The sequence below is a fragment of the Paenibacillus tepidiphilus genome (genome assembly GCF_008635795.1).
Taxonomy (GTDB): domain Bacteria; phylum Bacillota; class Bacilli; order Paenibacillales; family Paenibacillaceae; genus Paenibacillus_AQ; species Paenibacillus_AQ tepidiphilus.
Genome location: NZ_VWRQ01000002.1, coordinates 61,179 through 87,543, shown reverse-complemented (window position 1 = coordinate 87,543; position 26,365 = coordinate 61,179). Strand labels below are relative to the sequence as shown.

20 protein-coding genes are annotated in these 26,365 nt (G+C 55.2%); 11 read left to right on the top strand and 9 right to left on the bottom strand.

Annotated features, from left to right (window positions below; all coding sequences use genetic code 11):
* Positions 1 to 23: 23 nt before the first annotated feature.
* From F1379_RS02585 to F1379_RS02575, 3 genes are all read right to left on the bottom strand, one after another.
* On the bottom strand, positions 24 to 2,039 hold the full coding sequence (locus F1379_RS02585; RefSeq protein WP_150266039.1) for an RICIN domain-containing protein: 2,016 nt from the start codon (positions 2,037 to 2,039) through the stop codon (positions 24 to 26).
* A 635-nt stretch (positions 2,040 to 2,674) separates the two neighbouring features.
* Positions 2,675 to 4,321, bottom strand: coding sequence for a response regulator (locus tag F1379_RS02580; RefSeq protein WP_150266037.1), 1,647 nt, complete (start codon positions 4,319 to 4,321; stop codon positions 2,675 to 2,677).
* A gap of 30 nt (positions 4,322 to 4,351) precedes the next feature.
* Positions 4,352 to 6,079, bottom strand: coding sequence for a sensor histidine kinase (locus F1379_RS02575; RefSeq protein ID WP_150266035.1), 1,728 nt, complete (start codon positions 6,077 to 6,079; stop codon positions 4,352 to 4,354).
* Between the two features lie 390 nt (positions 6,080 to 6,469).
* On the opposite strand from F1379_RS02575, the gene F1379_RS02570 reads away from it, so the two are divergent.
* The 3 genes from F1379_RS02570 to F1379_RS02560 all read left to right on the top strand — a co-directional run bounded on the left by F1379_RS02570 (position 6,470) and on the right by F1379_RS02560 (position 9,795).
* Complete coding sequence (locus tag F1379_RS02570; protein WP_150266033.1) at positions 6,470 to 7,822, top strand: ABC transporter substrate-binding protein; 1,353 nt, start codon at positions 6,470 to 6,472, stop codon at positions 7,820 to 7,822.
* Positions 7,823 to 8,001: 179 nt separating this feature from the next.
* Positions 8,002 to 8,940 carry a carbohydrate ABC transporter permease gene (locus F1379_RS02565; RefSeq protein ID WP_150266030.1) on the top strand — a complete coding sequence of 313 codons (939 nt, stop codon included), beginning with the start codon at positions 8,002 to 8,004 and terminating at the stop codon, positions 8,938 to 8,940.
* A 15-nt stretch (positions 8,941 to 8,955) separates the two neighbouring features.
* Complete coding sequence (locus F1379_RS02560) at positions 8,956 to 9,795, top strand: carbohydrate ABC transporter permease (RefSeq protein ID WP_150266028.1); 840 nt, start codon at positions 8,956 to 8,958, stop codon at positions 9,793 to 9,795.
* A gap of 70 nt (positions 9,796 to 9,865) precedes the next feature.
* On the opposite strand, the gene F1379_RS02555 is transcribed toward F1379_RS02560, so the two are convergent.
* Together F1379_RS02555 and F1379_RS02550 are read right to left on the bottom strand one after the other, a co-directional pair.
* A complete protein-coding gene (locus F1379_RS02555; RefSeq protein ID WP_150266026.1) occupies positions 9,866 to 10,621 on the bottom strand; it encodes a class I SAM-dependent methyltransferase in 756 nt (251 codons plus the stop codon).
* Positions 10,622 to 10,769: 148 nt separating this feature from the next.
* Positions 10,770 to 11,609: a helix-turn-helix transcriptional regulator gene (locus F1379_RS02550; RefSeq protein ID WP_150266024.1), complete on the bottom strand. Its 840-nt coding sequence runs from the start codon at positions 11,607 to 11,609 to the stop codon at positions 10,770 to 10,772.
* A 135-nt stretch (positions 11,610 to 11,744) separates the two neighbouring features.
* Here F1379_RS02550 and F1379_RS02545 point away from each other — a divergent pair, with 135 nt between their 5' ends.
* The 8 genes from F1379_RS02545 (at position 11,745) to F1379_RS02510 (ending at position 22,081) form a co-directional block, all read left to right on the top strand.
* Positions 11,745 to 12,890 carry a DUF2264 domain-containing protein gene (locus tag F1379_RS02545; RefSeq protein ID WP_150266022.1) on the top strand — a complete coding sequence of 382 codons (1,146 nt, stop codon included), beginning with the start codon at positions 11,745 to 11,747 and terminating at the stop codon, positions 12,888 to 12,890.
* A 42-nt stretch (positions 12,891 to 12,932) separates the two neighbouring features.
* Positions 12,933 to 14,744 (top strand): heparinase II/III family protein, encoded by a 1,812-nt coding sequence (locus F1379_RS02540; protein WP_150266020.1) that lies wholly within the window; start codon positions 12,933 to 12,935, stop codon positions 14,742 to 14,744.
* A gap of 41 nt (positions 14,745 to 14,785) precedes the next feature.
* Positions 14,786 to 15,922, top strand: a complete 1,137-nt coding sequence (locus F1379_RS02535; protein WP_150266018.1) for a glycoside hydrolase family 88 protein — start codon at positions 14,786 to 14,788, stop codon at positions 15,920 to 15,922.
* A 12-nt stretch (positions 15,923 to 15,934) separates the two neighbouring features.
* Positions 15,935 to 17,824, top strand: coding sequence for a DUF2264 domain-containing protein (locus F1379_RS02530; RefSeq protein ID WP_150266016.1), 1,890 nt, complete (start codon positions 15,935 to 15,937; stop codon positions 17,822 to 17,824).
* Between the two features lie 379 nt (positions 17,825 to 18,203).
* Complete coding sequence (locus tag F1379_RS02525; RefSeq protein ID WP_162551060.1) at positions 18,204 to 19,385, top strand: serine hydrolase domain-containing protein; 1,182 nt, start codon at positions 18,204 to 18,206, stop codon at positions 19,383 to 19,385.
* 26 nt (positions 19,386 to 19,411) lie between these two features.
* Positions 19,412 to 20,233 (top strand): ABC transporter permease, encoded by an 822-nt coding sequence (locus tag F1379_RS02520; protein WP_203457017.1) that lies wholly within the window; start codon positions 19,412 to 19,414, stop codon positions 20,231 to 20,233.
* Positions 20,230 to 21,012 carry an ABC transporter permease gene (locus tag F1379_RS02515; protein WP_150266011.1) on the top strand — a complete coding sequence of 261 codons (783 nt, stop codon included), beginning with the start codon at positions 20,230 to 20,232 and terminating at the stop codon, positions 21,010 to 21,012. The genes F1379_RS02520 and F1379_RS02515 overlap by 4 nt, the downstream gene beginning before the upstream one ends.
* Positions 21,013 to 21,076: 64 nt before the next feature.
* Positions 21,077 to 22,081, top strand: a complete 1,005-nt coding sequence (locus F1379_RS02510) for an ABC transporter ATP-binding protein (RefSeq protein ID WP_239004523.1) — start codon at positions 21,077 to 21,079, stop codon at positions 22,079 to 22,081.
* Positions 22,082 to 22,142: 61 nt separating this feature from the next.
* Here the strand turns inward: F1379_RS02510 and F1379_RS02505 are convergent, their stop codons facing one another.
* The 4 genes from F1379_RS02505 to F1379_RS02490 all read right to left on the bottom strand — a co-directional run bounded on the left by F1379_RS02505 (position 22,143) and on the right by F1379_RS02490 (position 26,307).
* A complete protein-coding gene (locus F1379_RS02505; RefSeq protein ID WP_150266008.1) occupies positions 22,143 to 23,345 on the bottom strand; it encodes a copper amine oxidase N-terminal domain-containing protein in 1,203 nt (400 codons plus the stop codon).
* Between the two features lie 75 nt (positions 23,346 to 23,420).
* Complete coding sequence (locus F1379_RS02500) at positions 23,421 to 23,756, bottom strand: potassium channel family protein (protein ID WP_150266006.1); 336 nt, start codon at positions 23,754 to 23,756, stop codon at positions 23,421 to 23,423.
* Positions 23,757 to 23,784: 28 nt separating this feature from the next.
* Complete coding sequence (locus F1379_RS02495; protein WP_150266004.1) at positions 23,785 to 25,173, bottom strand: MEDS domain-containing protein; 1,389 nt, start codon at positions 25,171 to 25,173, stop codon at positions 23,785 to 23,787.
* A gap of 450 nt (positions 25,174 to 25,623) precedes the next feature.
* On the bottom strand, positions 25,624 to 26,307 hold the full coding sequence (locus F1379_RS02490) for a hypothetical protein (protein ID WP_150266002.1): 684 nt from the start codon (positions 26,305 to 26,307) through the stop codon (positions 25,624 to 25,626).
* Positions 26,308 to 26,365 lie beyond the last annotated feature (58 nt).

The window sequence follows — 26,365 nt, the reverse complement described above, 5'->3', positions numbered from 1 at the left end:
TAAAGTCCACCATAGAAAACCTTCTAATTAGCATGCTCCAAATACCATAATTGTCCGTCGCCGCCCCAATAAGTCCATTGAACAACATTTGCACCATCAGCCATACTCATATCAAATACATCCAGACTTTTTGTACCGCCGCTGACTTTGGTCTTTATTGCATAGGCACCGTTAACATTTACAATCTCAAATTTTTGCATATCGCCGCCCCAGTAAGTCCATTGAAGAATGTTTGCCCCATCTGTATTAGTGCCATTCTCCACATCTACACTGCTAGTATAGCCGGATGCACCTGTTAAAATATAGTAGTATCCATTCCCATCGGATACCAATCTGAATTTTTGGGCGGCTAATCCATTGCCTGACCACTGCTGAATGTTTGTTCCATCGGCCGCTAAACCGTTCGAAACATCCAGGTATTTATTGCTATTCTTATTTTTAATAAAATAGGTCCCATCTAATCCAGGTACTGAATTCCCTCCGCCTGTAGCAGATGACGTCTTCGAGCCAAATATCGCCTGATTATTGTTTCCAATTAGAGAAAATGTCATAACCTCTTTACGGGCGGCTGATTCATCGTATTGTTTAAAGAAGACTCCTTTATACGTTACGCCGCCGATCACCATATTCACAAAGTGGGTTCCGGATACAGCACTCCAGGTACCTGTTACACCACCTGTAATCGTTCCATTGGCATTTAATGCGACTTTACTCGTCGGTAACATCGGCGTAAATGTAGTATCAGCACTATTGCCATGATTGACAAAATCATACGTTCCAACGATCTCACTGCTTGAATACCCCGTTGCTGAAATTTTGCTTCCCAGATGTTCGTATACGGCTGTGACAGGCCATTTGTCCTGATTCAGAAATTGCTGATGGACTCTGACCTCATGGAATTCATTTCCTGTGTTAAATCTTGTGTGATAAACGACATATCTTTGACCATCATCATCAATAAAAGCAGAATTATGTCCTGGAGACATATAGCCGTTACTACTTAATTCCCCGTTGCCGGTTAAGGAGGATAAGTGGTAATTCCCCATCAACTTGACACCTTTGTTCGATTGATTCTGTCCTGCACTCGTCACGATGGCCGAATTGCCCATTGCATCGGTGTAAGGTCCTGTTATACTTGTGGACCTGAACAGACGCATATGATACCCGGCAAAATTATCAGTTGCATTAAGACCATTGTAAGATAGATAGAGATAGTAATAACCTGCAGCCTGATCATAAACAACATAAGAGCCTTCACCGGTACCACCATATCCACCTGATATTTTCTTGCCAAAGTACTGATCGGAAGAGTTTGTGGTGGTTGGATAGGTGTAGGAATAATCCCTCAAACCCGTGTTCTTATCCAATTTCATCATAAAGATCCCGCCAAACCAGGAGCCATATGACATCCATAAATCTCCGTTTGCATCATAAAGCACACTGGGGTCTATGGCATTTGGCGCATAGGATGGATTCCATTTGCCGGATGTTAAATATCTGGAGGCCACCGTGTTCGTTCCGGTCACTTTGCTATAATCTGTCTTTGCTGCTTGTGCGGAATTAACGAACCCGCTGTAAACAACAGTTCCTTGATAAGTATAAGGTCCTGCTATACTATCTGCCGTTGCCAGTGCAATGGAGGAGTACCAATTTTCACCATTGACACTCATGTACATACACCATTTTTTCATGTTTTTGTTATAAAAGACAGCCGGTGCCCATAAGTTACCGGCTAGATTATAATTGCTGCTGCCTTGTGCAGCCCAGGCTGCGCCGACAGAGAAAACGCTTGCAAAGTTACTATTGACATTAGTGGTCAAAGTGCTCCATGATGCCAGGTTAGAAGATTCTGCATTAACCATATGGGTACCAAAGATATAATATTTCCCGTTTCCTTTCACAACAGACGGATCATGGACGGAAGCTCTCGTTGTACTTAAAGCAGCAGCATCAGCTCTGGAAGCTTCAAATATCCCCAGCGTTTGTAATACCAGTACCATTACCAATAACCATTTCAGCAATTTTCTCCAATCTTTCATAGACATTCCCCTTCCATTTAATTTCAAATATGGATTTGATAACTTACATATTATCGCTAATTTATGTAAATATCAATAGATTTAATAAAGTGTTAAATAAAAGTTAAAAAATCAACTGATCAGCGTGGGACATTAAAAGCAGACTGGAATGTACAGTCTGCTTGGTCTAATTTTATAAACATCCACCCATTAGGCTTTCAAGACCACTATGGGAAGCCGTGACGCAAGAAAACAATTGGACTTCCGGTCGCTTCCCGTCCGTAGATTTCTTGATTTATACCGCTTGTTGCGGTTCCGGCCTCCGCCTGATGGCTTTCCGCACAGCAGCTGTTGCTCTTAAGGACCTCACTACCCGCTGCTAAGCTGCTAATTGCAGTTTGTACAACTATATCCATCTAAACAGGCCGTTTCCCGGCTATAGTTGCATTTCGTACATCTATTTTCTTGCTTTAAGGCAGTTTGATCCCAATAGGCTGATTTTAGTTGCACAAAATACATCTATCCTTCAAAAATGGGTGCATACCTAACAAATAGTTGTACGAAATACATTTATCCTTGTTGAATAGGGGTTGCTTTTCGTTCATCATACCTAAACAGAGCCGGACAGAGCCTGCTGCCAGCGAACTCAACAGCAACTAGCGGTATCCATCTGGAGATTCGAGAATGGGCTGCGAACCCGTCTCAATCTGCTGCATGTACTCCCGGGGAGACATGCCGGCGACCTTTTTGAACACCTTGCTGAAGTAGAAGGCGCTCTCGTAGCCCAGCTTTTGGGAGATTTCGTAGATGCGGCCTTCTCCGCGCACCATCATTTCCTTGGCGGCGGCCATCTTCGTCTCGGTGATATATTCGACATAGTTCACCTTAGCCACCTTGGAGAATAAATGGCTCAGGTAATTGGGGCTGAAGTTGAACACATCGGCCACCTGGTTGAGCGAGAGCTTCGTGCCCAGATTGCGTTTGATATAATCCTGAACATTCTTCACAACCTGCTCCTTGTAGCCTTGTCTCCGCGCCGACAGCATCTCCGAGCAGCCGTCCCGGAACTGGATCAGCCAGCTGAGCACACCCTCAATGGTATGCATCTGGTAGATCGCCCGGTAGCCCTCCGGCTCATGCTCGAAGATCTGCTCGACAATATTCTCCCCGTCAGCCAGCAGCGAAGTCGCCATATACAGGATATTGCAGGCCGCATCGGTGGCGGGAACCAGCAGATCGGCTCTCCCCCCATAGAATTCGATCATCCGCGTAATGATGGTGTAGAGCGCCTGATTATCCAATTCTTCAAAAGCGCGCCGGATCTCTGACCGGGACTCCGAGAAATCGAACAGCGGATGCACGTGGTCCTGCGGTTCCCCCTCGGTAAAGAACTCGAACGACCGTCCGTTCACGGCGGCCGGCAGCGCCCGGCGGGCGGCCAGATAGCTCTCCCGCAGCAGGTATGGATCTTCTACGGCAAAGCCGGCGGCGCCGATGATGGTCACATTAAAGTAATTATGCAGAACGGAGGCCATATCGGTCAGCCGGCGCTCAATGCCAGGCCTGAATTCCCGGGGATCTGTAGCGGATACCGGCAGGGCCACGGCAAAATTGCGCAGGTCCAGGCTGGTGACACAACAGGGAGCAGAGGAAGACAGCGTGTCCTTGGCCATCTGCACGGTGCTGGAGCACAGGGCGACCAGCTTATCCCCCCGGGGCGGAACGCTATCCGGGCCGAGAATGCGGCAGATGGCCACGAGATAGGCGGGTGCGGGCAGATCGAGGTCGAGGTCTTCTTTTTGCAGCAGGTACTGGTTCTTGTTCTCGAACAGATTGTTATAGAGCCGGATAAAAAATTTGTCGCGCTGGGCCTGCAGGTTGCTGCGGTGAACCAGATTCGGGTAGCTCTCCAGCGTCTGGTAGGTCTCCAGCAGGGCAATGGCCTTGCGGACGGAAGCGGCCAGTGTGTCCGGCGTCAGCTCCAGCTTCACCAGATAATCCATCGCCTGCACATTGATCGCACCGCGTGCGTATTCGAACTCCTCATAGCTGGTCAGAATGATGAAGAGCGGGAGACGGCCGTATTTCTGGCGTACGGAAGCGGCGACCTCCAGACCGGTCTTGACCGGCATTTTGATATCGCTGATCACAATGTCGGGGCGGAGCTTGTCGATCATCTCCTCTTCCTGGGCGCCGTTGTGGGCAATGCCGACGATTTCGACGTTGAACTGCTCCCATTTGAGCATGGACTGGAGTCCGATACACACCAGCGCTTCATCATCGGCGATTAACAATTTGATCAAGATCATCCCTCCCGGGTCAAAATGGTTGAATTATTCCTTCTGCTGAAATGGAATGACCACCGTCATCAGCGTATAAGTGCCGGGTTCACTCTCGATGGACAGCCCGTAAGGTTCTCCGAAGGTCAGGTGCAGCCGCTCGTTGACGCTGCGCAGCCCGATGTTCTCAATCATCCCCTTGGCACCGGGGGCCGGACCCGACAGAATGGCGGTAATCTGCTCCCGGCTCATGCCGATTCCGTTATCCTCTACGGTAATCCGGATATTGTTGAACCCTTCCTTGCGTACCGTGACGGTGATCTGGCCCTTGCCCTTCGGTTCAATGCCGTGGAAGATGGCGTTCTCGACCAGCGGCTGCAGAGTAAAGCGGGGGATCAGACCCGTCAGCAGCTCCTCGTCCTCAATCTGCTGCTCCATATTAAGCGTACCGCCGTAGCGGTATTTTTGGATCAGAAAATAGTCGTTCAGTAGGCTCAGCTCATCCTGCAGCGGGACCAGCCGCCGGCTGTCTTTGGCCATGCTGCGCAGCATGCGGGACAGGGAGGTGGTCATTTCCACAATACCGGTGGCGTTCTGAATCGTCGCCATCCATTTGATCGAATTGAGCGTGTTATACAGAAAATGCGGATTGATCTGGCTCTGCAGCATCCGGTACTCCAGCTCCTGCTTCTGCTTCTCGTCTGCAAGCTGGTTGTCCATCAGGGTGAGGATGTCCTGGGACAGCCGGTTGATGCCTCTGCCGATATCGCCGAGCTCACTGTTCCATTCAATGTTGCGGTCGAGCAGGAAATTGCCCTGGGCGATCTTGTCGATCCGCTTCTTGAGCTTCTCTACCGGCAGGCTGATGATGCGGGTCAAGTAGATCATAATAATGCCGCTGGAGACGATGACCAGAAAGCAGACGCCGAGCATGATCAGTATCCAGATGTTGGCCTTGGGCGCGAACTGTTCACCGGGTATCGTCTGGGACAAGGTGACGCCGCTGCGTACGGGATAGGAGACAGAAATTTGCCGCTCACCATCATCCATGGCGATCATCGACAGGCTGGTCTGTGTTCCCACCGGCTTGTCTGCGGTGTAGGCGACCGGCTTCAGAGGCGTGGTCACAGGAATCACCTGATCGCCGACAAGCCGGTAATGATGTTCGCCGAGCGTCAGCAGCAGCTGCGAATGATCCGGCAGGGAGTAGCCCCTCAGCTTGTCGGTAATCACCGAGGTGTTGGCGAGCAGATAGACCGTGCCGATCCGCGATGCGCCTTCCCCGTAGATCGGCAGAATAAACGGAATGCCGGCAGAAGGGGACAAGGGATCGCGGATAACCTGGTCCCACTTCTCCACCGTCTCACCGTCCAGCCCGGGAATGGTGCCGATATTGTGCACCGTAAGCGGGGTAGAGACGCTTACGGCATTATCCAGCTGCAGGAATTTCCCGTGGTTATCGGTAACAATCAGCCGGCGGACATAGCCGTGCGAAGGGTTAATCTGGAAATCCTCCTGCATGGAGTAGAACACGTTGACCGCATCCTTGGCGCTGGCCTCCGGCGAACCGAAATAATCTGCGAGCATGGAATTGGTGGAAGAATTGGTGCTGGAGGTCATCGCCAGCGATGACAGGTTAAGCAGGTCCTGTTCAATAATATGGGAGACGAGCTGCAGGTTGAATTCCGTCGCCTGGATGGTCGTTTTGCGCTGGTAATAGGTAATCAGCTCATAGCTGAAGAACGACAGCAGCGTCGCAATCAGCAGCGCGAATATGGCCATGATCAGGATGATGCGGCTCTTAATAGTAGACTTCCGTTTCGTGGTGAACCCTCCTTCTGCTGTTGCAATCCGCTGGTGAGTTTCAAGCCGGTTAGTATACAGTCTGGCTATATCTGCGCTTAAGCGTTTTCATTTTACACGATGTGCCGTACAACAACCATAGCATATTTTTACCGGAACGTTACTGAGGGAGCTGCAGAAGCGGAGATTATTACAGGTTTAGCGTGAAATTTTACAGGCCCGGGACAAGGCGCAGCGCCAAGTGAACAAGAAAGTGAAGGTTCTCTGCCGGAAAATGTATGCCCTTTCATCGCGAAAGCCGTTACAATTTGAATAGATTCGGAATATCGGATCAAGGGTAACCAAACCGCTGGAAAAGGGGACATGAAGATGAATATGAAAAAATACGCGGGTCTCACCTTCGCCGCAGTGCTGACGATGGGCGCGCTCGCCGGATGCGGCGGCAACAATAACGGGAATAACGCAGCGGACAGCGCTGCAACAGCCGCTCCTACTGCGGCAAGCAATGCAAGCGCTTCCTCTGAGCCGAGCCAGGAGCCGGTGACACTCAAGTGGGCACTCTGGGACTGGGAAGCCACCGCATACTACAAGCCGCTGATCGAAGCCTACCAGAAAGCGCACCCGAATGTGACTGTTGAATTCGTAGACCTGGGTTCTACCGACTATATGACGATGCTGAGCACCCAGCTCTCCGGGGGAGCCGATCTGGACGTTCTTACCATTAAGGATATTCCCGGCTACTCCAACCTGGTGAAGCAGAATCATCTGGAGCCGCTGAAAGGCTACATGGGCGACAACAGCATCGATCCCGCACTGTATGGCGGCACCGTGGAGCAGATTGAAGTGGACGGCGAAGTGTATGCCCTTCCGTTCCGCAGCGACTTCTGGGTGGTCTACTATAACAAAGACTTGTTCGACAAGGCCGGCGTAGAGTATCCAAGCAACGATATGACCATTGCCCAGTATGACGAGCTGGCCCGGAAGCTGACCTCCGGCAGCGGCGCGGAAAAAGTATACGGAGCCCACTACCACACCTGGCGCAGCGCTGTGCAGCTGTTCGGCATTCTGGACGGCAAGAACACCGTGGTCGACGGCAACTATGACTTCCTGAAGCCGACCTATGAGCAGATTCTGAAGGAGCAGGAAGACGGCATCGTAATGGACTATGCGACCCTGAAGACCTCCAGCACACACTATTCCGGCGTCTTCTACAACAACTCCGTAGCTATGATGAATATGGGCAGCTGGTTCATCGCCACCCAGATCGAGAAGGTGAAGAGCGGCGAGTCGCAGGCGGCCAACTGGGGCATCGTGAAGTACCCTCATCCGGAAGGCGTGGAAGCCGGAACGACGCTGGGTACCATTACTTCCCTGGCCGTGAATCAGAAATCCGAGCATAAGGAAGCCGCGCTGGAGTTCATGAAATTCGTGACCGGCGAAGAGGGCGCAGGCGTCATTGCCTCCACAGGCACCATCCCGGCCATCAAGAACGATGCGGTTATCAGCTCCATTGCGTCCATTGAAGGCTTCCCGGCCGACGAGAACAGCAAAGCGGCGCTGACGACCGTGAAGACTTACCTGGAGATGCCGATGCATGAGAAGAGCGCGGACATCGAGCTGATCCTGAACGAAGCCCATGATAATATCATGACGAAGAATGCAACCATCGACGAAGGCATCAAGGATATGAACACCCGCGTGGGGCAACTACTGGGCAATTAGGCGGAAGAATAGCGGTAACAACTGGGGGCGGGCGGAGGCCCGCCTTAAGTTCCGGGGAACTAAATTCCGGGATTATTTTCCGGGGTCCCCGCAAAGTACCTGATTAAGCATCCGTGCGAAGTCACCACTTTGTGGGGCTGAGTTCCGGGTTTATATAGTGAAGGTTTGGAGGAGAATCTATGCAAAATGAAACCGTACTGCGCCCGAAGCAAGCTCCGAAGCGCCTCTTGTCCAAGGGCGTGCGGGACCACCTGGTGGCCTACAGCTTTATTGCGCCGAACTTTATCGGCTTTGCCATATTTACACTGGTGCCGATGTTCTTTGCCTTTGTGCTGGCCTTCGTCAAATGGGACGGCTCTAATCCCATGGAGTTCATCGGGTTCGACAATTTCACCCGGCTGATCAAGGATACCACCTTCCATAAGGCGCTGTGGAACACGATTGTCTATACGGTCGGAGTTGTTCCTTTCACCATGGCCGTCGCCTTGGCGCTGGCCATCCTGCTGAATCAGAAAATCATCGCCCGCAATTTCATGCGGACCGTGTTCTTTTTCCCGTATGTCGCTTCGCTCGTTGCAGTGGCAGCCGTTTGGAACTTTATCTTCAGTCCGACGATGGGTCCGGTCAACAACATTCTGCACCTGATCACCGGCGTGCCGATTGAGGACCTGCCGCGCTGGGCGGCCGATAAGCAGTGGGCGATGTTCACCGTCATTCTGTTCACGGTCTGGAAGAACATGGGCTACTACATGGTCATCTACCTGGCCGGTCTCCAGGGCATTAACCCGGAGCTGTATGAAGCGGCCGAGCTGGACGGAGCGAACGCCTGGCGGAGATTCCGCAATGTGACGGTGCCGCAGCTGGCGCCTACAACCTTTTTTGTACTGATGATCCTGGTCATTAATTCGTTCAAGGTGTACGACATCTTTATCAACCTGTTTGCCGGCGCCGACAACCAGCTCAACGATTCAACGAGAGTCATGGTGTACCAGATCTACAACACGGCGTTCCGTTCGCTCGATTACGGATATGCCAGCGCCATGGCGATTGTCCTGTTCCTGCTGGTGCTCGGCATTACCATCGTCCAGTTCCGCGGCGAGAAGAAGTACGGACAATAGGAGGATACGAACGATATGACAGGTACAAACCAAGGCTTCAAAATCGCCACCAAAGTGCTGATCTATGCTCTGCTGGCTGTAGCGGTATTCTGCATGCTTGTGCCGTATATATGGATGCTGTCCTCATCGCTCAAGCTGAACAAGGACGTCTTCTCCTTCCCGATGCAGTGGATTCCGGCGAATCCGCGCTGGGAGAATTTCCAGGACATCTGGACACGGATTCCGCTGGGACGCTTCATTTACAATACAGCCAAATTGTCGGTAATCGTGACGCTGCTGCAGCTGCTGACCTCCAGCTTTGCGGCCTATGCGTTCTCGAAGCTGCATTTTAAGGGGAAAAACGTTCTGTTCCTCGGCTACATCGCCACCATCGCCATCCCTTGGCAGGCCTACATGGTGCCGCAATTCATCCTTATGCGCCAGCTCGGGCTGAACAACACCCACATGGCCATCATCCTGCTGCAGGCCTTCTCGGCCTTCGGGGTATTCCTGATGCGCCAGTTCTACCAGGGCGTGCCAGATGAGCTGTGCGAAGCGGCGCGGATCGACGGACTCAGCGAATACGGAATCTGGGCAAAAATTATGCTGCCGCTGTCCAAGCCTGCGCTGTCCACGTTGACGATCTTCACCTTTGTCTCGACCTGGAATGACTTCCTGGGGCCGATGATTTATCTGACCCGAACGGAGCTGAAGACGATCCAGATCGGTCTGCGCATGTTCATCTCCCAGTATTCCGCAGAGTACGGGCTGATTATGGCCGCCAGCGTTGTGTCGATCATTCCGGTGGTTATCGTGTTCCTGGCGCTGCAGAAGTATTTTGTGCAAGGGGTAGCGTCTTCGGGAATCAAAGGTTAATGGGCTAATGAAACAACGAAACCCGGGAGACTGCATATAGCGCAGACTTCCGGGTTATTAAGAGTATTCTCTACAATTCGCCCCAATAACTCTCGGTTTCATAGTCGAACGATACCATACCGTCTTGATTACTCCTGTCAAACAGCTTTCGCAGCTCTGTCATCATCGGATCATAATTAGGATGCCCGGGCACAGGACTGTAGGAAGAGGATAGCAGCCGGCCGCTCAAGCTCTCGAAATTGAACTGCTGGCTCATACTGAACCGTGCTTCTTGCATCGTCCCTTCCTTGAAAAAAGAGAGCAGAACAGCCCGGGAAATATTCTTATGATTGACGATTTGGTAGTCGATTCCATATGTATGAAGGAGCTGCTCGTACCCTTCAAGAAATGGAGTGCCGCTGGTTAGGCGGGAATTCCAGAGGAGGATGACCTTGCCGCCTGGCTGCAGGATTCTGCGAAACTCGGCTTGCGCTGCGCAGCGGTCAAACCAGTGAAAGGCCTGGGCGCAGACAATGAACTCAACCGAGTGATCAGGTAGCCCGGTAGCTTCTGCAGAGCCCGGTATACTCTGAAAGTTCGGATAGCTCTCCAGCTCTTGCTCTGCCGCTGCCCGCATAGCTTCATTCGGCTCGACTGCCATGACATAGCTTCCGCGTTCCAGAAGCAGCTTTGACAGGATTCCTGTACCTGAGCCGATGTCTGATATTTTGCTGACTGAACGCACACCGGCGATGTCATACAAATAATCAACAGCCTCATCCGGATAGCTCGGGCGGTACTTCACATAGGAATCGACCCGGTTCGAAAACTTTTCCTTACTGTCCACTGTCGTCACTCTCCCTCTTTTTCAATCAATTTTACAGGAAAATTGGCTAAATAATAGAGAAGCTTTCAACAATAAATTTCCTGTTTATGTCCGGATTATGAATGTGAAGCCCGGTTAGCAAATAGCCAGGATCACTCCTGCCGCCCCGTCAGTGACCGGACTTGCCGTACTTGCCGGGCGGAATGCCGGTAATGTTCTTGAAGGTGCGGATGAAATTCGCGTAATCGTTGAAGCCGGCCTGGTAGCAGGTGTCGGAGACGGAGGTTCCGGCGGACAGGAGCTGCTTGGCGAGCGTGATTTTTTTGAGCAAAATGTACCGGTACAGTGTTCCCCCGGTCTGCTCCTTGAACATATGGCTGAGATAATATTTATCGAGTCCGAGCGCTCCGGCGACCTGCTCCAGTGACAGGCTGCTCTGCAGATGGTTGTCGATATAGCTCATAGCCGACTGGATATGCGGCGAGATGATACTGGACACCTCGGAGCGGGTGCGTGTATACAGCTCATCTATCAGGACCAGAAGCTGGACCAGATAAGTCAGGGCGAGCACGTCGCTGCCGTGCTTCGGCTGCTGCAAGATCCCGATCAGGCGTGCGGAGAGCTCCATATATTCTGTAAGCAATGCTTCGTCCATATGCGCCAGATTATGCTCGCCGGGACGGCGGTTCTGGAAGCAGGCGAGCAGGTTGGTGGCTGCGGTGCAGTAAGGGTAGACCTGGGGCGCCCGGAAATGAACCGTCAGCCGTTCATAGGGGTCCGAGGTCAGATTGATGATTTTATGAATTTCGTGGTTGTTGAAGATAAGCACATCTCCACGCTGCAGCGGATAGCTGTACTGCTCCACGAAGACGTTGACCTTGCCGCCCAGGAACAGGAAGATCTCGTAGTGATCGTGGATATGAAAATCACGGGTAGGAGAGACCGGCGAGTTGCCGAGACCCGCCAGAATATCGCCGTGGAACGCTTGATAATACTTGGCATTCTTCAACTGCCCAGCCCCTTTCTGATTGATCGCAATAATCGCAATAATCGCAATAAATCATCATGAATCGCAAAGACATTGCAATAATTCAACAGTAAACTATAGAGGAAGATTGTGCAAACGGAAAGGACGAAAGCTCAGATGAATATTGCAGATACGCGAAAATATTGGGTCGACACTATGCTCCAGATCGGCCATCCGGTACTGGATGCCCTGAGCCGGAGACAATTGAAGCAGGAGCTGCCGACAGCCTTCCATGCGGACCGCAGCGAGTTCGCCCAGCTTGAGGCTTTTGCCCGGCTGGCCTGCGGAATGGCTCCCTGGCTGGAGCTGGAGGGGCTGGAAGGCGAAGAAGAGCGGCTGCGGGCCCGTTATGCCGGCGTGATGCTGGAAGCGATGGATGCTGCGACCGATCCGGAGTCGCCGGATGTTATGAATTTCAAGACCGAGGGCCAGCCGCTGGTCGATGCGGCCTTCCTGGCGCACGCGCTGGTGCGCGCGCCGCGGACGCTGGCCGGGCGGCTGGACGGCCGCGTTAAGCTGAACGTTATTGCCGCGCTGAAGCAGACGCACCGCACGGCGCCAAGCGGCAGCAACTGGCTGCTGTTCAGCGCGATGGTCGAGGCTGCGCTGTACATTCTTGGCGATCCGGACTATGACCGGATGCGCGTCGGCTATGCCGTCCATATGTTCATGGACTGGTACAAGGGCGACGGTGTCTACGGGGACGGCAAGGAGTTCCACTGGGACTATTACAACAGCTTCGTTATTCAGCCGATGCTTGCAGATGTGGTCACTGTGTTTGAACGCGAGTCGGCGCAGTATGCAGCGCTGAAGCCGCTTATCCTGGAGCGGGCCAGGCGGTATGCCGCCGTTCAGGAGCGGATGATTGCGACTGACGGAACCTATCCGTTCACCGGCCGCTCCATTGTGTACCGGTTCGGCGCCTTTCAGCTGCTGGCGCAGGCGGCTTTGCAGCACTTCCTCCCGGAAGCGCTTCCGCCGCAGCAGGTGCGCTGCGCCCTGACCGCCGTCCTCCGGCGGACGATGGAGGCCCCCGGCAATTTCGATGAGCACGGCTGGCTGCGCCCGGGCGTCTACGGCTACCAGCCGGATCTGGCCGAGGGCTATATCAATACAGGCAGCCTGTACTTATGCGCAGCCGTATTTCTGCCGCTCGGCCTGCTCCCTTCCGATCCGTTCTGGGCCGGGGAAGACATGAAATGGACCTCGCAGCGGATTGCCTCTGGCGAGAATGTGCTGCGGGATCAGGCGCTTGGGAAATAGGCAGGCATCATCAACAAGCTTGATCGGCGGGAGGAAGAAGGAATGACGAAGCAGGAACTGTTGGCCAAGGTACGGGAAATGCAGCCGGTATCTTTGGACCTTTATTATCCGTACGGCGGAGCAGCCGCCTTTTGGGAACAAGCGGCCGGGTCCGCACATTTGGCGGCGGATATGTTCGAGATCCGCGCGGAGGGAGAGCGGCTGGACGGGCAGCCCATTCCGGAGCTGACGCCGGAGTTATTCTCGATCTTTGCCCGTACCGGCTCCCGACTGGAGTATGAACGGGTCTATTTCGAACGGAGGAGGCGGCTGAATACGTATGTCTTCCTGGCGCTGCTGGAGCCGGAGCATGCAAGGCATCTTGAACAGCTGGAAGCAATCATTCAGGCCATATGCGATGAATACACCTGGTGCCTTCCGGCCCATCTGCCCCGGGCAGAGGAGATTAGAGACATTGACAGCCATATCGACCTGTTCTCTGCCGAGACAGGCTTTACGCTGAGCGAGATTTCGCTGCTGCTGGGCGACAGGCTTCCGGCGCTGCTCCGTTCACGGATGCGCCAGGAAGCGGAGCGCAGGCTGTTCCAGCCTTTTCTCGGACAGGGCCCTTATTCCTGGGAGACCTCCCGGCATAACTGGGCAGCGGTCTGCGCCGGGTCAATCGGTGCCGCTGCTCTGCTGGCTGTGGACGATGCTGAGAGACTGACGGACATTCTGTATAAGACGGAAAGCAGCATGCGCTATTATCTGGAAGGCTTCGGGGAGGACGGTGCCTGTCCGGAAGGAATGGGCTACTGGAATTACGGCTTCGGCTATTTCACCTATTACAGCGGCCTGCTCCGCTCCCGGAGCAGAGGTGAGCTGGACTGGTTCCGCCATGACAAGGTCCGCAGAATCGCCCGCTTTCAGCAGCAATGCTTCATCGACGGCAGCCTGGTGGCGAACTTCTCGGATTCACAGCCGCAGGGGCGTGTGATGATGGGGCTCTCCCATTATCTGGCCGGGATCTACCCCGGTGAGGTCGGGCGGCCGCCAGCCGCCCTCCGCGCGCCGTATACCGACGACCACTGCAGCCGGTTCGCCCATGCGCTGCGCAACCTGCTGTGGCCACGCCCGGGGAGCGGGCAGTCCGCATGGGACGCGGCCAGCGTGTATCTTCCCGATGCCGCCTGGCTGCTGTCGCGGCATGTCTCGGAGGCGGGCACGTTCGGGTTCGCCGCCAAAGGCGGCCACAACGACGAGCCCCATAACCACAACGACCTCGGCCACTTCATCCTGACCGGCCGGGGCGAAGTGTACGCCGCCGATCTCGGCAGCGGCGAATATACGGCCGGCTATTTCGGTGCCGGCCGGTATCAATATGACTGCAACGGCTCGCAGGGGCATTCGGTCCCGGTGATTGACGGGCAGTACCAACAGGCGGGCCGGGAGTTCAGAGCCGCCGTATTGCACGCGTCGGCGGGCGGGACGGATGAGCTGACGATGGACCTGACGCAGGCGTACGGCATCGCTGGCCTGCGCTTGCTGACCCGTTCGCTAACCTGGCATAAGGACGGGCTGCCGCGACTGGAGCTGCGGGATGAATACCGGTATGAGGGCACTCCGGAGAGCTGGACCGAGCGGTTCGTCACCTGGCGGAGGCCGGAGCTTCTGGAGCCCGGCGCTGTGCTGCTGCCGGGAACGGATGGCAGCGGAGTTGAGGTATCTTATGATCCCGGCGACGTACGGCCGGAGATTTCCGCGCATACCTACCGCGATCATCACGGCCGGGATCAGGTCTGGCATAGTCTGGACTTCCACGCCCTTCAGCCCGGCAGCGAGGGCAGCTTTAGCTTTATTTTTCAATTCAGATAAGAAGGCAAACACCAATTTCAGATAAAGGCGGGATCAGTTCAATGAATACGACAGCACAGCAAGCCTGGGTAGAGGAAGCCTGGAGCAAAGCGCTCGCGAAGACCCTGAACAACACTAAACGGATCGGCGCCAATTTCCCCCATGCCAGCCAAGGCGGGAAGTACGTGCTGGAGGGGGCGGACTGGTGGACGGCCGGCTTCTGGCCGGGCATGCTCTGGCAGCTGTATGCCGAGAGCGGTGAAGAGAGCCTGAAGGCGATTGCCGAAAGCTGCGAGCAGCGGCTCGACGAAGTGCTGGACAGATATGTCAGACTGGACCATGATCTGGGCTTCATGTGGCTCTTGACGAGCGTGGCCAACTACAAGCTGACAGGCTCGGAAGCCTCGCGGATCAGAGCTCTCAAAGCGGCGAATTATCTGGCCGCCCGTTTTAATCTGAAGGGCCGGTACATCCGGGCCTGGAACCCGTGGCGCGAAGGGGAGGACAACAGCGGCGTCGCCATTATCGACTGCTGCATGAATATGAGCCTGCTCTTCTGGGCGTCCGGGGCGACTGGAGACCCGCGCTACAGCCATATCGCCGAGGCGCATATGGACACGGTGCTGGAGCATTTCATCCGCCCGGACGGCTCGGTCTATCATATCGTCAATTTCGATCCGGAGACCGGCGAGGTGAAGGAGAAGCTGGGCGGACAGGGCTACGCGCCGGAATCGGCCTGGTCGCGCGGCACGGCCTGGGCCTTATATGGCCTGGCGCTGGCTTACCATCATAGCGGCAAAGCGGAGTATCTGTACGCCGCGCAGCAAGTGAGCCATTTCTTCCTGACCCGGCTGCCGGAGGATCATGTGCCGCACTGGGATTTCCGCACCGGCGGTGCTACGGGAGACCTCCGCGATACATCCGCCGGATCCTGCGCGGCCAGCGCGCTGCTGCTGCTCTCGGGCCTTGTGGCTGAGACGGAAGCCCATGTGTACCGGGACGGGGCGATGAAGATCCTCGAATCCCTGTACCGTAATTACGGTTCCTGGGATAACAACGATGAAGAAGGACTCCTGCTGCATGGGACCAGCAATTATCCGGAGAACCGGAATATTGATGTGCCGCTGATTTACGGTGACTTTTTCTTCGTGGAAGCGCTGGCCCGGGCGAAGGATGCCGGACCATTCTACTGGGAGTAGGGGGAACAGATGATGAATAACGATTTGACAGCTGCAGGTTCCACAATCAAAGACAATCCGCTCCAGACACGCCAGGATCTGGTGCTGGCGCTCAGCCAGCTGACCGATCCGCTTAAGCCGCATTACAGTCCGGGCAACGCCCGGCTAAGCGTTGGCAAGACCGGCGCCGGCTATCCGGCGGTGATCGCCGAGATGGAAGGCTTCTCGCGGGTGCTGTGGGGCCTGGTGCCGCTGCTCATGGGCGGCGGAGACAGCGACCTAATGGACACCGTGCTGGACGGTATCCGGCACGGCACCGATCCGTCGCATGAAGAATACTGGGGCGAAGTCAGCGACTACGACCAGCGGCTGGTGGAGATGGCGGTCTTCGGCTTCGCACTGGCGGCCATCCCGGAGCGGATCTGGCAGCCGCTTGCTCCCCTGGAGCAGGAACGGCTGTATCACTGGCTGAACCAGATCAATGCCCATCCGTGCCACGACTGCAACTGGCTGTTCTTCAATGTACTGGTCAATGCCGGATTCAAGAAGCTGGGGCTTGCCTTTGATGCCGGACAGATGGAGAGAAATTTGCAGCGGATGGATGCCTTCTATCTCGGGGAAGGCTGGTACAGCGACGGGGTAGGCGGGCACAGCGATTACTACGGCCCTTTTGCCATCCATTATTATAGCCTCTTATACGCCAAGCTGATGGAAAAAGAAGACCCGGAGCGCTCCCTCTTGTTCAAAGAGCGGGCCCGCCTGTTCGCGCCGCAGTTCATGGCCTGGTTCTCTCCGGACGGCTCGGCGCTGCCTTATGGCCGCAGCCTCGCCTACCGCTTCGCCCAGTCGGCGTTCTGGAGCGCATATGCCTACGCCGGTGTGGACGGCATTGCGCCCGGTGTCGTGAAGGGGCTGGTGCTGCGCAACCTGCGCTGGTGGTTCAGCCGGCCGATCTTTGACGACCGGGGCGTGCTGACCATCGGTTACGCCTATCCGAACCTGATTATGGCGGAGAGCTATAACGCCCCCGGCTCACCGTATTGGGCGCTCAAGACCTTCCTGCCGCTGGCCTTTGGCGAAGATCATCCCTTCTGGCAGGTGGCTGAGCTGCCGCTGCCGGACATTCCGGCGGTTACCGTGCAGCAGCCACCCCATCTGGTGATGGTCCGCGAGGAGGAAGCAGGGCATGTAGCGGCCTTCAACAGCGGCCACCTGTCCAGCAACGCCCATACCCACACCTCGGCGAAGTATGAGAAATTCGTATACTCCACCGCCTTCGGCTTCAGCGTGCCGCGCGCCGAATGGGGGCTTGGGCAGGGCGCGTTCGATTCCATGCTCGCCTTAAGCGAAGGCGGAGACAATCTGTACCGGGTCAGACGCCAGAATCTGGAGTCCGAAATTACGGACAATGTGCTTCGCTCGGTATGGAAGCCATGGACGGACGTTGAGGTCCGCACCTGGATTGTCGCCGGGCTGCCCTGGCACATCCGGATTCACCGGATTGCAACCGGCCGGCCGCTGGATGCGGCGGAGGGCGGCTTCGCCCTCGGCCAGGAAACGGAGCTTGAGCAGCGGATCGGCGGCCTGGAGACCATAGTATCGACAGGCTGGGGAACAAGCGGCATCCGGGGGCTGCTGGGTTACGGCAAAGCAGAGCTGGTCTGGCCGAACCCCGACACCAATCTGCTGCACCCGCGGACCGTACTGCCGACACTGACGGCGTCCCTGGCACCGGGCGTGCACTGGCTGGCCTCGGCTGTATACGGCGATCCGGCGGAGGCTGCAGCTCCAGAGGAACAGGTCCGCAGGCTTGGGGTCGTGCTGGAGCAATCGCCGGAATCCGCGCTGAATGCGGATTTCTTGCGAGACAGCATCAGGATAATTACGGCTGGGGGAAGGGAAATTAGAATCAGTCTGGACTAAGGCACGGATTCTGAAGCACGTTCCGCCGCCCGGATGTAACAGGTGAGCCGGAAGATCAGACCAAGGAAGATCGCAGGCCCGCATGCAGGTGCGGGGTTTGCGGTCTTTTTTCATGGCCTGAATATGATTGCCGGACCTGGATTCTGCAACTATAGTGAATGGGAATTTCACCTTGTTTTCGCCTGAATAACCGTTCTGCCTGTAGAAACGCTCCGGCGATTGTTCCGGCAGCAACACACTCTTGGCAGGGTGAGTTCTTTTATTGTTATTTTTTCCCTTGCGGAACCGGCCAAAATTGTTATATTGTAAGTTTCAGTAAGAAAATATCAAATTTAGCATGGGGCGCGTGCGCGCAGCTCCAGCGAAAAGGAGCGGGAATATGACCTTATCCGCATTAAGCCCGGATGTAAATCTGCTGCAGGAAGTAAACTACCGGAAAGACCGGCTGGAGGCGGTGAGCCGGTTCTTCGAGGATCTCAATCAGCGCAAGGTTACCGACGGTTACATTTATTCGCTGAGCCGCTACGGGAAAGTGTTCGCCGAACAGGCCGGCGGCCGCCTGTGTTACGAGGAAGAGAGCACGGAAAAAATGCAAACGGATACAATCTTCCGGATCGCTTCGATTACGAAGCTGTTTACGGCGGCGGCGATCTGGCAGCTGTCAGACGACGGCAGGCTGCACATGGGCCAGCCTGTCTGTTCGCTGCTCAAGGAGTTCGATGCCGAGCCGTTCCGGCCGATTACCATTGCACATCTGCTGACCCATACCTCCGGGATCGCCCCGGATTACGGGACCGTCAGTGACGCTTACTACCAAAGCGCCTGGTTCTATATTTATCAAACGGAGCTTGGCAAGGAGAACTGGATCAGCGCGGGGCTGTCCTATGGCCTCCGGTTCCCAGTAGGCACCCAGTGGATGTATTCCTCCTTCGGATATGTGCTGCTCGGCTCCATTATCGAGAAGGTAACGGGAATCAGTGCAGAAGAATACATAACAGAGCATATTATTAAGCCGCTGGGCATGAGCGATACCTCATTTGATCCGCAGCCCGCAAAAGCCCACAGATACGCTATCCGCCATGAGCGGGCCAAAGCCATGTTTCAGAAGCTTCAGAGCGGTGAACTGACCGTGGAAGACCTCCATAAGGATGAGGAGATCAGAATGCCCGGTACCGGCGGAGGCATGTTCTCGACCGTAGCTGACCTGCAGAAGTTCGGCAATATGCTCCTGAACGGCGGAAAATATGAAGGCGGACATATCCTGAGCCGGATGGCCGTCCAGCGGATGACGAGGCGCTTCAACACGGAGAAGCTGCCGAATTACGCCTGGGGAGCGGGCGGCGACGACCGGGCGTACGGCCTGGGGCCGGACCTGCGGTACAATGTGAGCACCTCGTATACCGAAGGCACTTTTTTTCATGAAGGGGCAGGCGCCTGTGCGTTGTTTATGGACCCGGTAGAGAAGGTAAGCGCAGTGTGGTATGTGCCTTTCCATAACGAGGTATGGGACGGAATCGGGATCATGGGAGCGCACAATGTCATCTGGTCCGGTCTGGAATAAGTTGAACCAAAGGCAGGAAGTGAATGATGTTTAAGACCATAAAGCACCGCTTTCAGGTGATGAGGGCGGTTGCTTTTGTGACGTTCAAAGAGTGGAGCGCGTACCGGTCGCATTCCATGGTCTCTATCTTTGTAGGACCGGTCTATTTTCTGGTGCAGTATTACATCTGGAATTCCGTGTACAGCGGGGAGTCGTCCATTAACGGAATGACCTTGCCGCAGATGCTCACTTATTTCTGTGCGACGCTGCTGATTAATTATTTGACGATGGATTTTGCCGACTGGAACCTGCAGATGCTGATCCGTACCGGGAAATTCATCACGTTCTCGCTGCGCCCGGTCAATCATATGTTCTTCGCGTTATCGCAAAAGGTGGGGCACCGGGTGCTCGGCCTGCTGTTTGAATGTATACCGTGCTTTCTGATCTTCTATCTGGTATTCGATATTAACGTACTGCCGGCGAATGCGTTCTATGCGGTTCTGTCCATCGCTATGGCATTTCTGATGAATTTCTTCATTAATTACAGCATCGGGATGACCGCTTTCTGGATGGTGCAGTCCTCAAGCATCCGCAATATCTTCAATCTGTGTGCGCAGGTCTTCTCGGGAGCGGCCATTCCGCTGGTGTTCTTCCCCCGGACACTGCAGCTTGCTTCCTTCTTCCTGCCCTTCCAGTATACGGCCTTTGTGCCGGCGATGGTGTATACCGGCAGCTATACGCTGGCCGATGTCACCTTGACGATTCCGCAGGTGCTGCTGCTGCAGCTGCTTGCCGTCATCGTTGCCGGAGCCGTCTGCCGTCTGCTATATGCGGTGTCTTTGAAGCATTTTACGGGGGTGGGGGCATGAGGCGGCTGCTGCGCATCTACAGAGTGTGCGTCATGGCCAACCTGGCCACGGCGATTTCGTACCGGATGAATTTCATTCTGAATTGCCTGATCACTCTGATCGGGAATGTACTGTTTCCGCTTGTGACGGTCATTATTTATCAGTCCAATGCTTCCTTTGCCGGCTGGACGTTCCACGAAGCGCTGTTAATCCAGGCCGTATTCATTCTGTCCACCGCTTGCGCAAGTCTGCTGTTCAACGGCATTATGTGGAGCACGATGTCGCATGTGGTGGAGGGCAGTCTGGAAGTGCTGCTCATCAAGCCGGCTCCCGGCCTCTTTCTGCTGCTGGCCCAGGCTTTTAATATCGAGAGCATCGGGCTGCTGGCGGGAGGACTGGCCATCTTCGGATATGCGCTTGGCGGTGTGGGAGGCATGACTCTTATGACGTGGCTGTTATTTCTGCTGCTGTTCGCGGCGGGCCTGCTGGTCATGCTTGGCGTGGTGCTGATCGTCGCGGCGATTTCCTTCAAATGGGTGGCGAACTCGCGTCTGCCGGAGATGTTTGAGAGCGTGAAAGCGTTTGGGCGGTATCCGGGGACTATTTTTCCCAAAATGGTGGTCGCCATAAGCTCCTTCATCTTCCCGGTCTCGATGATTGCGTTCTTCCCGGCATCGGCGCTGATCGGGCGGTGGGAGGGCTATTATGTGGCGGCCATTCTGCCATGCCTCCTGTTTGCCGGCTTCGGCATATGGCTGTACAACCGCATGCTGCACAGCTACAAGAGCGCCGGGGGATGAGGGCAGCGGCATATCAGCGAGAGAATCACTTGGAGAGTTTACGTAAGAAGAAGGGGAATGCCATTTGGAGATCATTTCGGTTAGGCATTTAACGAAGCAATATGAGACGTATCACCGCGGCCATGACGCCAGAAGTGTGTTCAAAAGCCTGTTCCACCGCGAGAAGTCAATCATCACCTCGGTGGACGATTTGTCGTTTCAGGTGCCGCAGGGTGAGATTATCGGCATCCTCGGCCCCAACGGGGCAGGGAAGTCAACGACGATCAAAATGCTGACCGGTGTGCTGTATCCCACCTCCGGCGAGATCAATATTATGGGGTTCAACCCCCATAAGCAGAAGAATCAATACGTCAAGCAAATCGGCGTCGTGTTCGGGCAGAAATCGCAGCTGATCTGGGATATTCCGCCGCTGGACAGCTTTCATATGAACAAGGAGATTTACGATATTCCGGCGAATGACTTCCGCAAGCGGCTGGAGCGGCTTAAGGAGATGTTCGAGGTGGCAGATATCATCACCAAGCCGACGCGCAATCTCTCGCTGGGAGAGCGGATGAAATGCGAATTCATCATGGCGATGCTCCACTCGCCGCCGGTGGTCTTTCTGGATGAGCCAACCATCGGCCTGGACCTGATTGCCAAGCAGCGCATCCGCGAATTCATCCAGGAGATGAACCGGGAAGGGACCACGTTCATTCTGACCACACATGATCTGGAGGATGTGGAGCGGCTGGCGAACCGGGTGCTTATCATCCATCGGGGCCAAAAGGTATACGACAATTCGCTGGCCGGGCTGCGGCTGCACCTGGGCGCGAAGAAGGTGGTCCGGCTGTCGGCAGCCGCCCCGATCGGAGGCATCGACTTCCCCGGCGTGGAGATTTCGGAGAGGATCTCGGACTACGAGGCCGAGCTGCTGATCGACACCAAGCAGTGTGCGCTCGGCGCTTTCCTGCACGGGATCAGCGAGTCCGTGGACATTACTGATATCTCGATCAAGGAGATTCCGATTGAGAAGATCATCGGCTCGATTTATGAAGAGCCGGTGGCGCAGAATAGCAATGCCATTGTATAAAATAACAGCCGCTGGTCCCAAACGGGACGAGCGGCTGTTTGTTTAGCTGTGCCTGCCGCGATTAGTGCAGCGGCAGCGTATATGTCTTCTTCTTCGCGTAGCCGCCCATGATCGGCGAGTAGACGAAGGTGAGCACATTGCCCTCGCGCTTCGTCAGCGTCAGCATCTTGGGGATGATGTAGGGATCGCTGCCGTCGGCGCGCTCCCAATCCGGCCAGTCGGCCGGCGAGATCAGCTGCTTGCTCAGATCAACGGCCTTGCCCGTTGCCGGGTTCACCGCATACAGGCGGGCCGTCTGCTGCGAGCGGGCGATCAGGACATCGGCTGCGGCATATTCCACGCGGAAGCGGTAGCCGCTCTCCGGGTCCTGGCCGGTCAAATCCGGAAGATTAAGCGGGCTGCCGAGGCTGCCGTCTGCCTGAATATACTGGACGACCAGCCCGTCAGTCAGGTAGAGCTGTGTGCTTGCAGGCCCGGGAGCTGCCGCTGGGGTGGCGGCAACATTGTAATGATAGGCCATCTGCTTGACCACCGTTTCACCCTGCAGAAGTGCCTGGTAATTGTTCTCGAAGTCATTGAACATGGCGTAATGCTTCTCCTTCAGTTCAAGCAGCACGGTGCCTGGCCCGGCGGGAGTGATGCTGAGCCCGTGCAGATAAGGGGTATCCCGCATGTCGAGCTGGCCAAGCCGTTTCGGTTCGGACTGTCCGGCCGGCCGCATGTACAGGCTGCCATCCGCTTGCGACACCCAGTAGCTGGAGCCGTTCAAGGAGGCCACCGCATACCGCGGGGCATCGGTAATATAGATTTCACCGGCTTGGCTGCGGGAGGCTCCGCCGAGTGCCCGGGCACCCGCCACCAGCGGCACATACAGGGTGCCTGCGTTTACCTTGGGGGCGAGGGCTATGGTGCCGGCGGTACCGTTCAGGGTAATGCCGGTTGAACCGGCAGTCAGCTTCACTCTCCGGTCCGGCCGCAGCAATTCGGCCGTCTTCGTTGCGGGATTCCAGGCAAGCGTATAGCCCATGGCGGAGGCCAGCGGCTTCAAGGGTACGTAAGTGGTGCCGCGGACCAGCAGGGTCGAGCCGACATCAATATGCTTGTCGTTCAGCAGGATGTCGCTGGCTGTGATGGCTTTGGCCGCCGATGCGGATGCGGCAGAAGCGGATGGCCCCGCCAGCTGCCCTGCAGGCAAGGCACCGGCAATTGCGCCGCTTAAAGCGAGCAGGGCGAAGCTTGAGAGAATTTTCGCGAATCGGTTCATGTTAAGACTCCTTCCAGATTTAACCTGTCGCTGTATAGACGCGGGTTTAGACGGAAGGTTGCGGGAAATAAGGAGTTACTCGTCGTCCCGGCTCATCTCTTTAATCAAGGCATAGGCGATGTAGCCGATCATGCCCAGGAACAGCCCGGTGCCCACGACGATGTAGACCATCGTGAAGATTTTGCCGAGAGAGGTTTGGGGAACGAAGGTGGGATGGCCCACCGTGCTTAGCGTGGTCACGCAGACATAAATGGCGTCAATGACGGAGAGACCTTCTTCTTTGACATAAAAGATCGTGCCGGACAAAAGCGTCATCAGCACCAGCACCAGCAGCGCCTGAAACTGCTTCAGCTTCAGCGCATGCCAGAGCCCTTTAAGTAAACGTTTGAGCGTAAGGAGAAAAGAAATCATGCAGTTGCACCTTTCATTCGTGGAATGGTTAAACTCCCGGATAAGGTTCGAATTCCGCTGTGAATCGGATGACTGTCCCTCCCCCGGCCGTACTCCCCGTTTCCAGGGTGATATCCCCGTTCATCAGTGTAACGATCCGCTTGCAGATGGCCAGGCCCAGGCCTGTACCTTCCGTCTTGCGGGTGATCCCGTTATCGACCCGGTAAAAAGGCAGAAACAGCTGGCTCCGCTTCTCCGGCGGAATGCCGATACCGGTATCCTTAACCGTGATTTGCAGCCGTGTTGCTGCGGAATCGGCATGGAGCACCCTAACCAGGGCGGAAACACTTCCCGCCTCCGTGAATTTCACCGCATTCCCCAGCAAATTCAGCAGCACCTGACGGAACCGTCCGTCATCCCCGATCAGAATCTCCGGAACCTCCGGATCGACGGAGGTGTAGACTTGCAGATTTTTGCCGCGGATGGAGGGCATCAGAAGATCAAGCGTCTCTGCTATCGCTTCCCGGACACTGAACGCCTCCTTGAGCAGCTGCCCGAAGCCGGATTCCAGCTTACTGTAGTCCAGAATATCGTTTACGATCCGCAGCAAGGATCTCCCGCTTTTCTTAATCGTGGAGACATAATCTTCTTGCTCGGCGTCAAGCCCGGTTGCAGCTATCAGCTCCGTCATGGCCAGCACCCCGTTCAGCGGTGTACGGATCTCGTGGTTCATCATGGCGATAAATTCGTTCTTGGCCTGGTTCGCCAGCTCGATGGCTTCTTTCTCGATCAGCAGCTGCTTTTGCTCGTTGAGTAATTGTCTTTGTACGGATAAGGAGGGAAAGATCACATCCTCCGGAACGGGATATCTGTAAAGCGGCGACTTGAAAAATTCCTGATCTGTCATCACGTATTCATGCTCTCTCATCAGCTTCGTCTGCAGGGTAGCAGAGATAGCATCGGAATTATAGGCGCATACAGAGACCATGCCAAAGTCCCGGACAGCACCGCAGGTATGCCGTTCATACGTCATTAAGTTGCCGCTGATTTTACTCTCGTCGTGGTCCCCCCAGGTCATTACATTGGCCCAGGTGCGGATCGACACATTCTGCTGCCGGAACGACGCCGTGATCTCTTCAAAATGCGTCAAGATGTGCCGGAAATCAAAATCTCCCCGGGAGCCGTAGTAGTCTATATTATTGGCATAATGCAGGTATTGAAGCTGGTCAGGAGAGATCATCTCCTCGAGCATATGTAGGATGTCCTGATAAGTGCCGGGCTGCTCAATAAGCAGAATATGATGGCCATGTTCGATGGCCGTTGCAATATAGGACAGCGCATTATCTATGTAACGGGCGGAATCCTCAAACAAATAGATGATGTGGCCTCCGTCGTTAACGCTGGTCAAAGAATTTAGGGGTATGGCTTGTCCGCTCATCGGTTAACTCCTCAAGGCTAGCTTATTTTACTTTCTACTATAGATTATAAAGTTACCTTCGTCACTCCAAATTTGAAACAATATCCGGGAAAAATAAAACGGTGAAGGAATCTTCTAGAGCAGGCGGCTGCTCTGCAAGAGCAGGGTGCCTGGAAGCAAGGGATCGCGAGCCCAGCGGACTGGAATTTGCCGGGGCTGAATCCAGCGTTGATGTGATTGTGAATAGCGTACGGAAGTGAAGGGAAAGTGAGGAGAGAAGCCGCGTTGGATGTGCACGGACATGCTGGACAAGCCGGACGTACTGAAAGCACTGGCTGGATGTGATGGGTATGCTGTTAGTTTGCTATAAAGCTGCACAATCCCCCCAAAAAAACAGCCCTGCACAAGGCAAGGCTGACGAGGAGAAGACGGGGCTTGCGGTGCTGTGCGGATACTGTAACTTAACCGCAGTTACTTCCTGCGCCGGCGCAGCCACAGAAAGAGCAGCAGTGCGGCGAGGACCGCAATGCTTGCGAGACCGGCGGCAATCTGCAGATTGCCGCTGTTGCTGCCTGACCCGGGGTCAGCGGCCATCATGCGGGCAGGTTCAGCCGAAGCGTCCGGCGCAGCGGTTACTGCTGGAGAAGAAGTTGACTGAGCAGACGACGGAGCTGCCGGAGTTGACGGCGCAGCGGAAGACGGACCTGACGACGGAACTCCTGGAGCTGCCCCCGTCGGCAGCTCCAGCTCCTTGTCTGCCAGGAATGCCAGCTTGCCGGCGGCATTGTCCGCTTCCTTGGAAGGTGAGCACAGCGGATTCTCCCACCCGCTGTCCGTTTGCCGCAGGAAGAATAAATAATCCTCGCCGACTTCGCTTGGGCCGTTAATCGCGCCCCAGGAGCTGTCTTCATTCAGTACGAGCGTCCGCTCCGTAATGCTCTTGAAGCTGCGCAGCACTGTTACGGTAACCTGATTGGTCCACTGGTCAGCGGTAACTGATTTCTCAACATGGCCGACGATGATCCCGTCGTAATGTTCATAGGCTTTTTCATCAGTAAGCGGTTCGACGCAAGATAAGGCAGAAGCCTGTTCGACAGGCAGGACAGTAGGCAGCAGGAGCAGCAGCAGTAGTGTGCAAATGGCCGTGAGCCTCATGGAAGCACCTCCAATAATGTTACTTATTGGACGCCTTCCGCTGGCAAAAGGTTGCGGC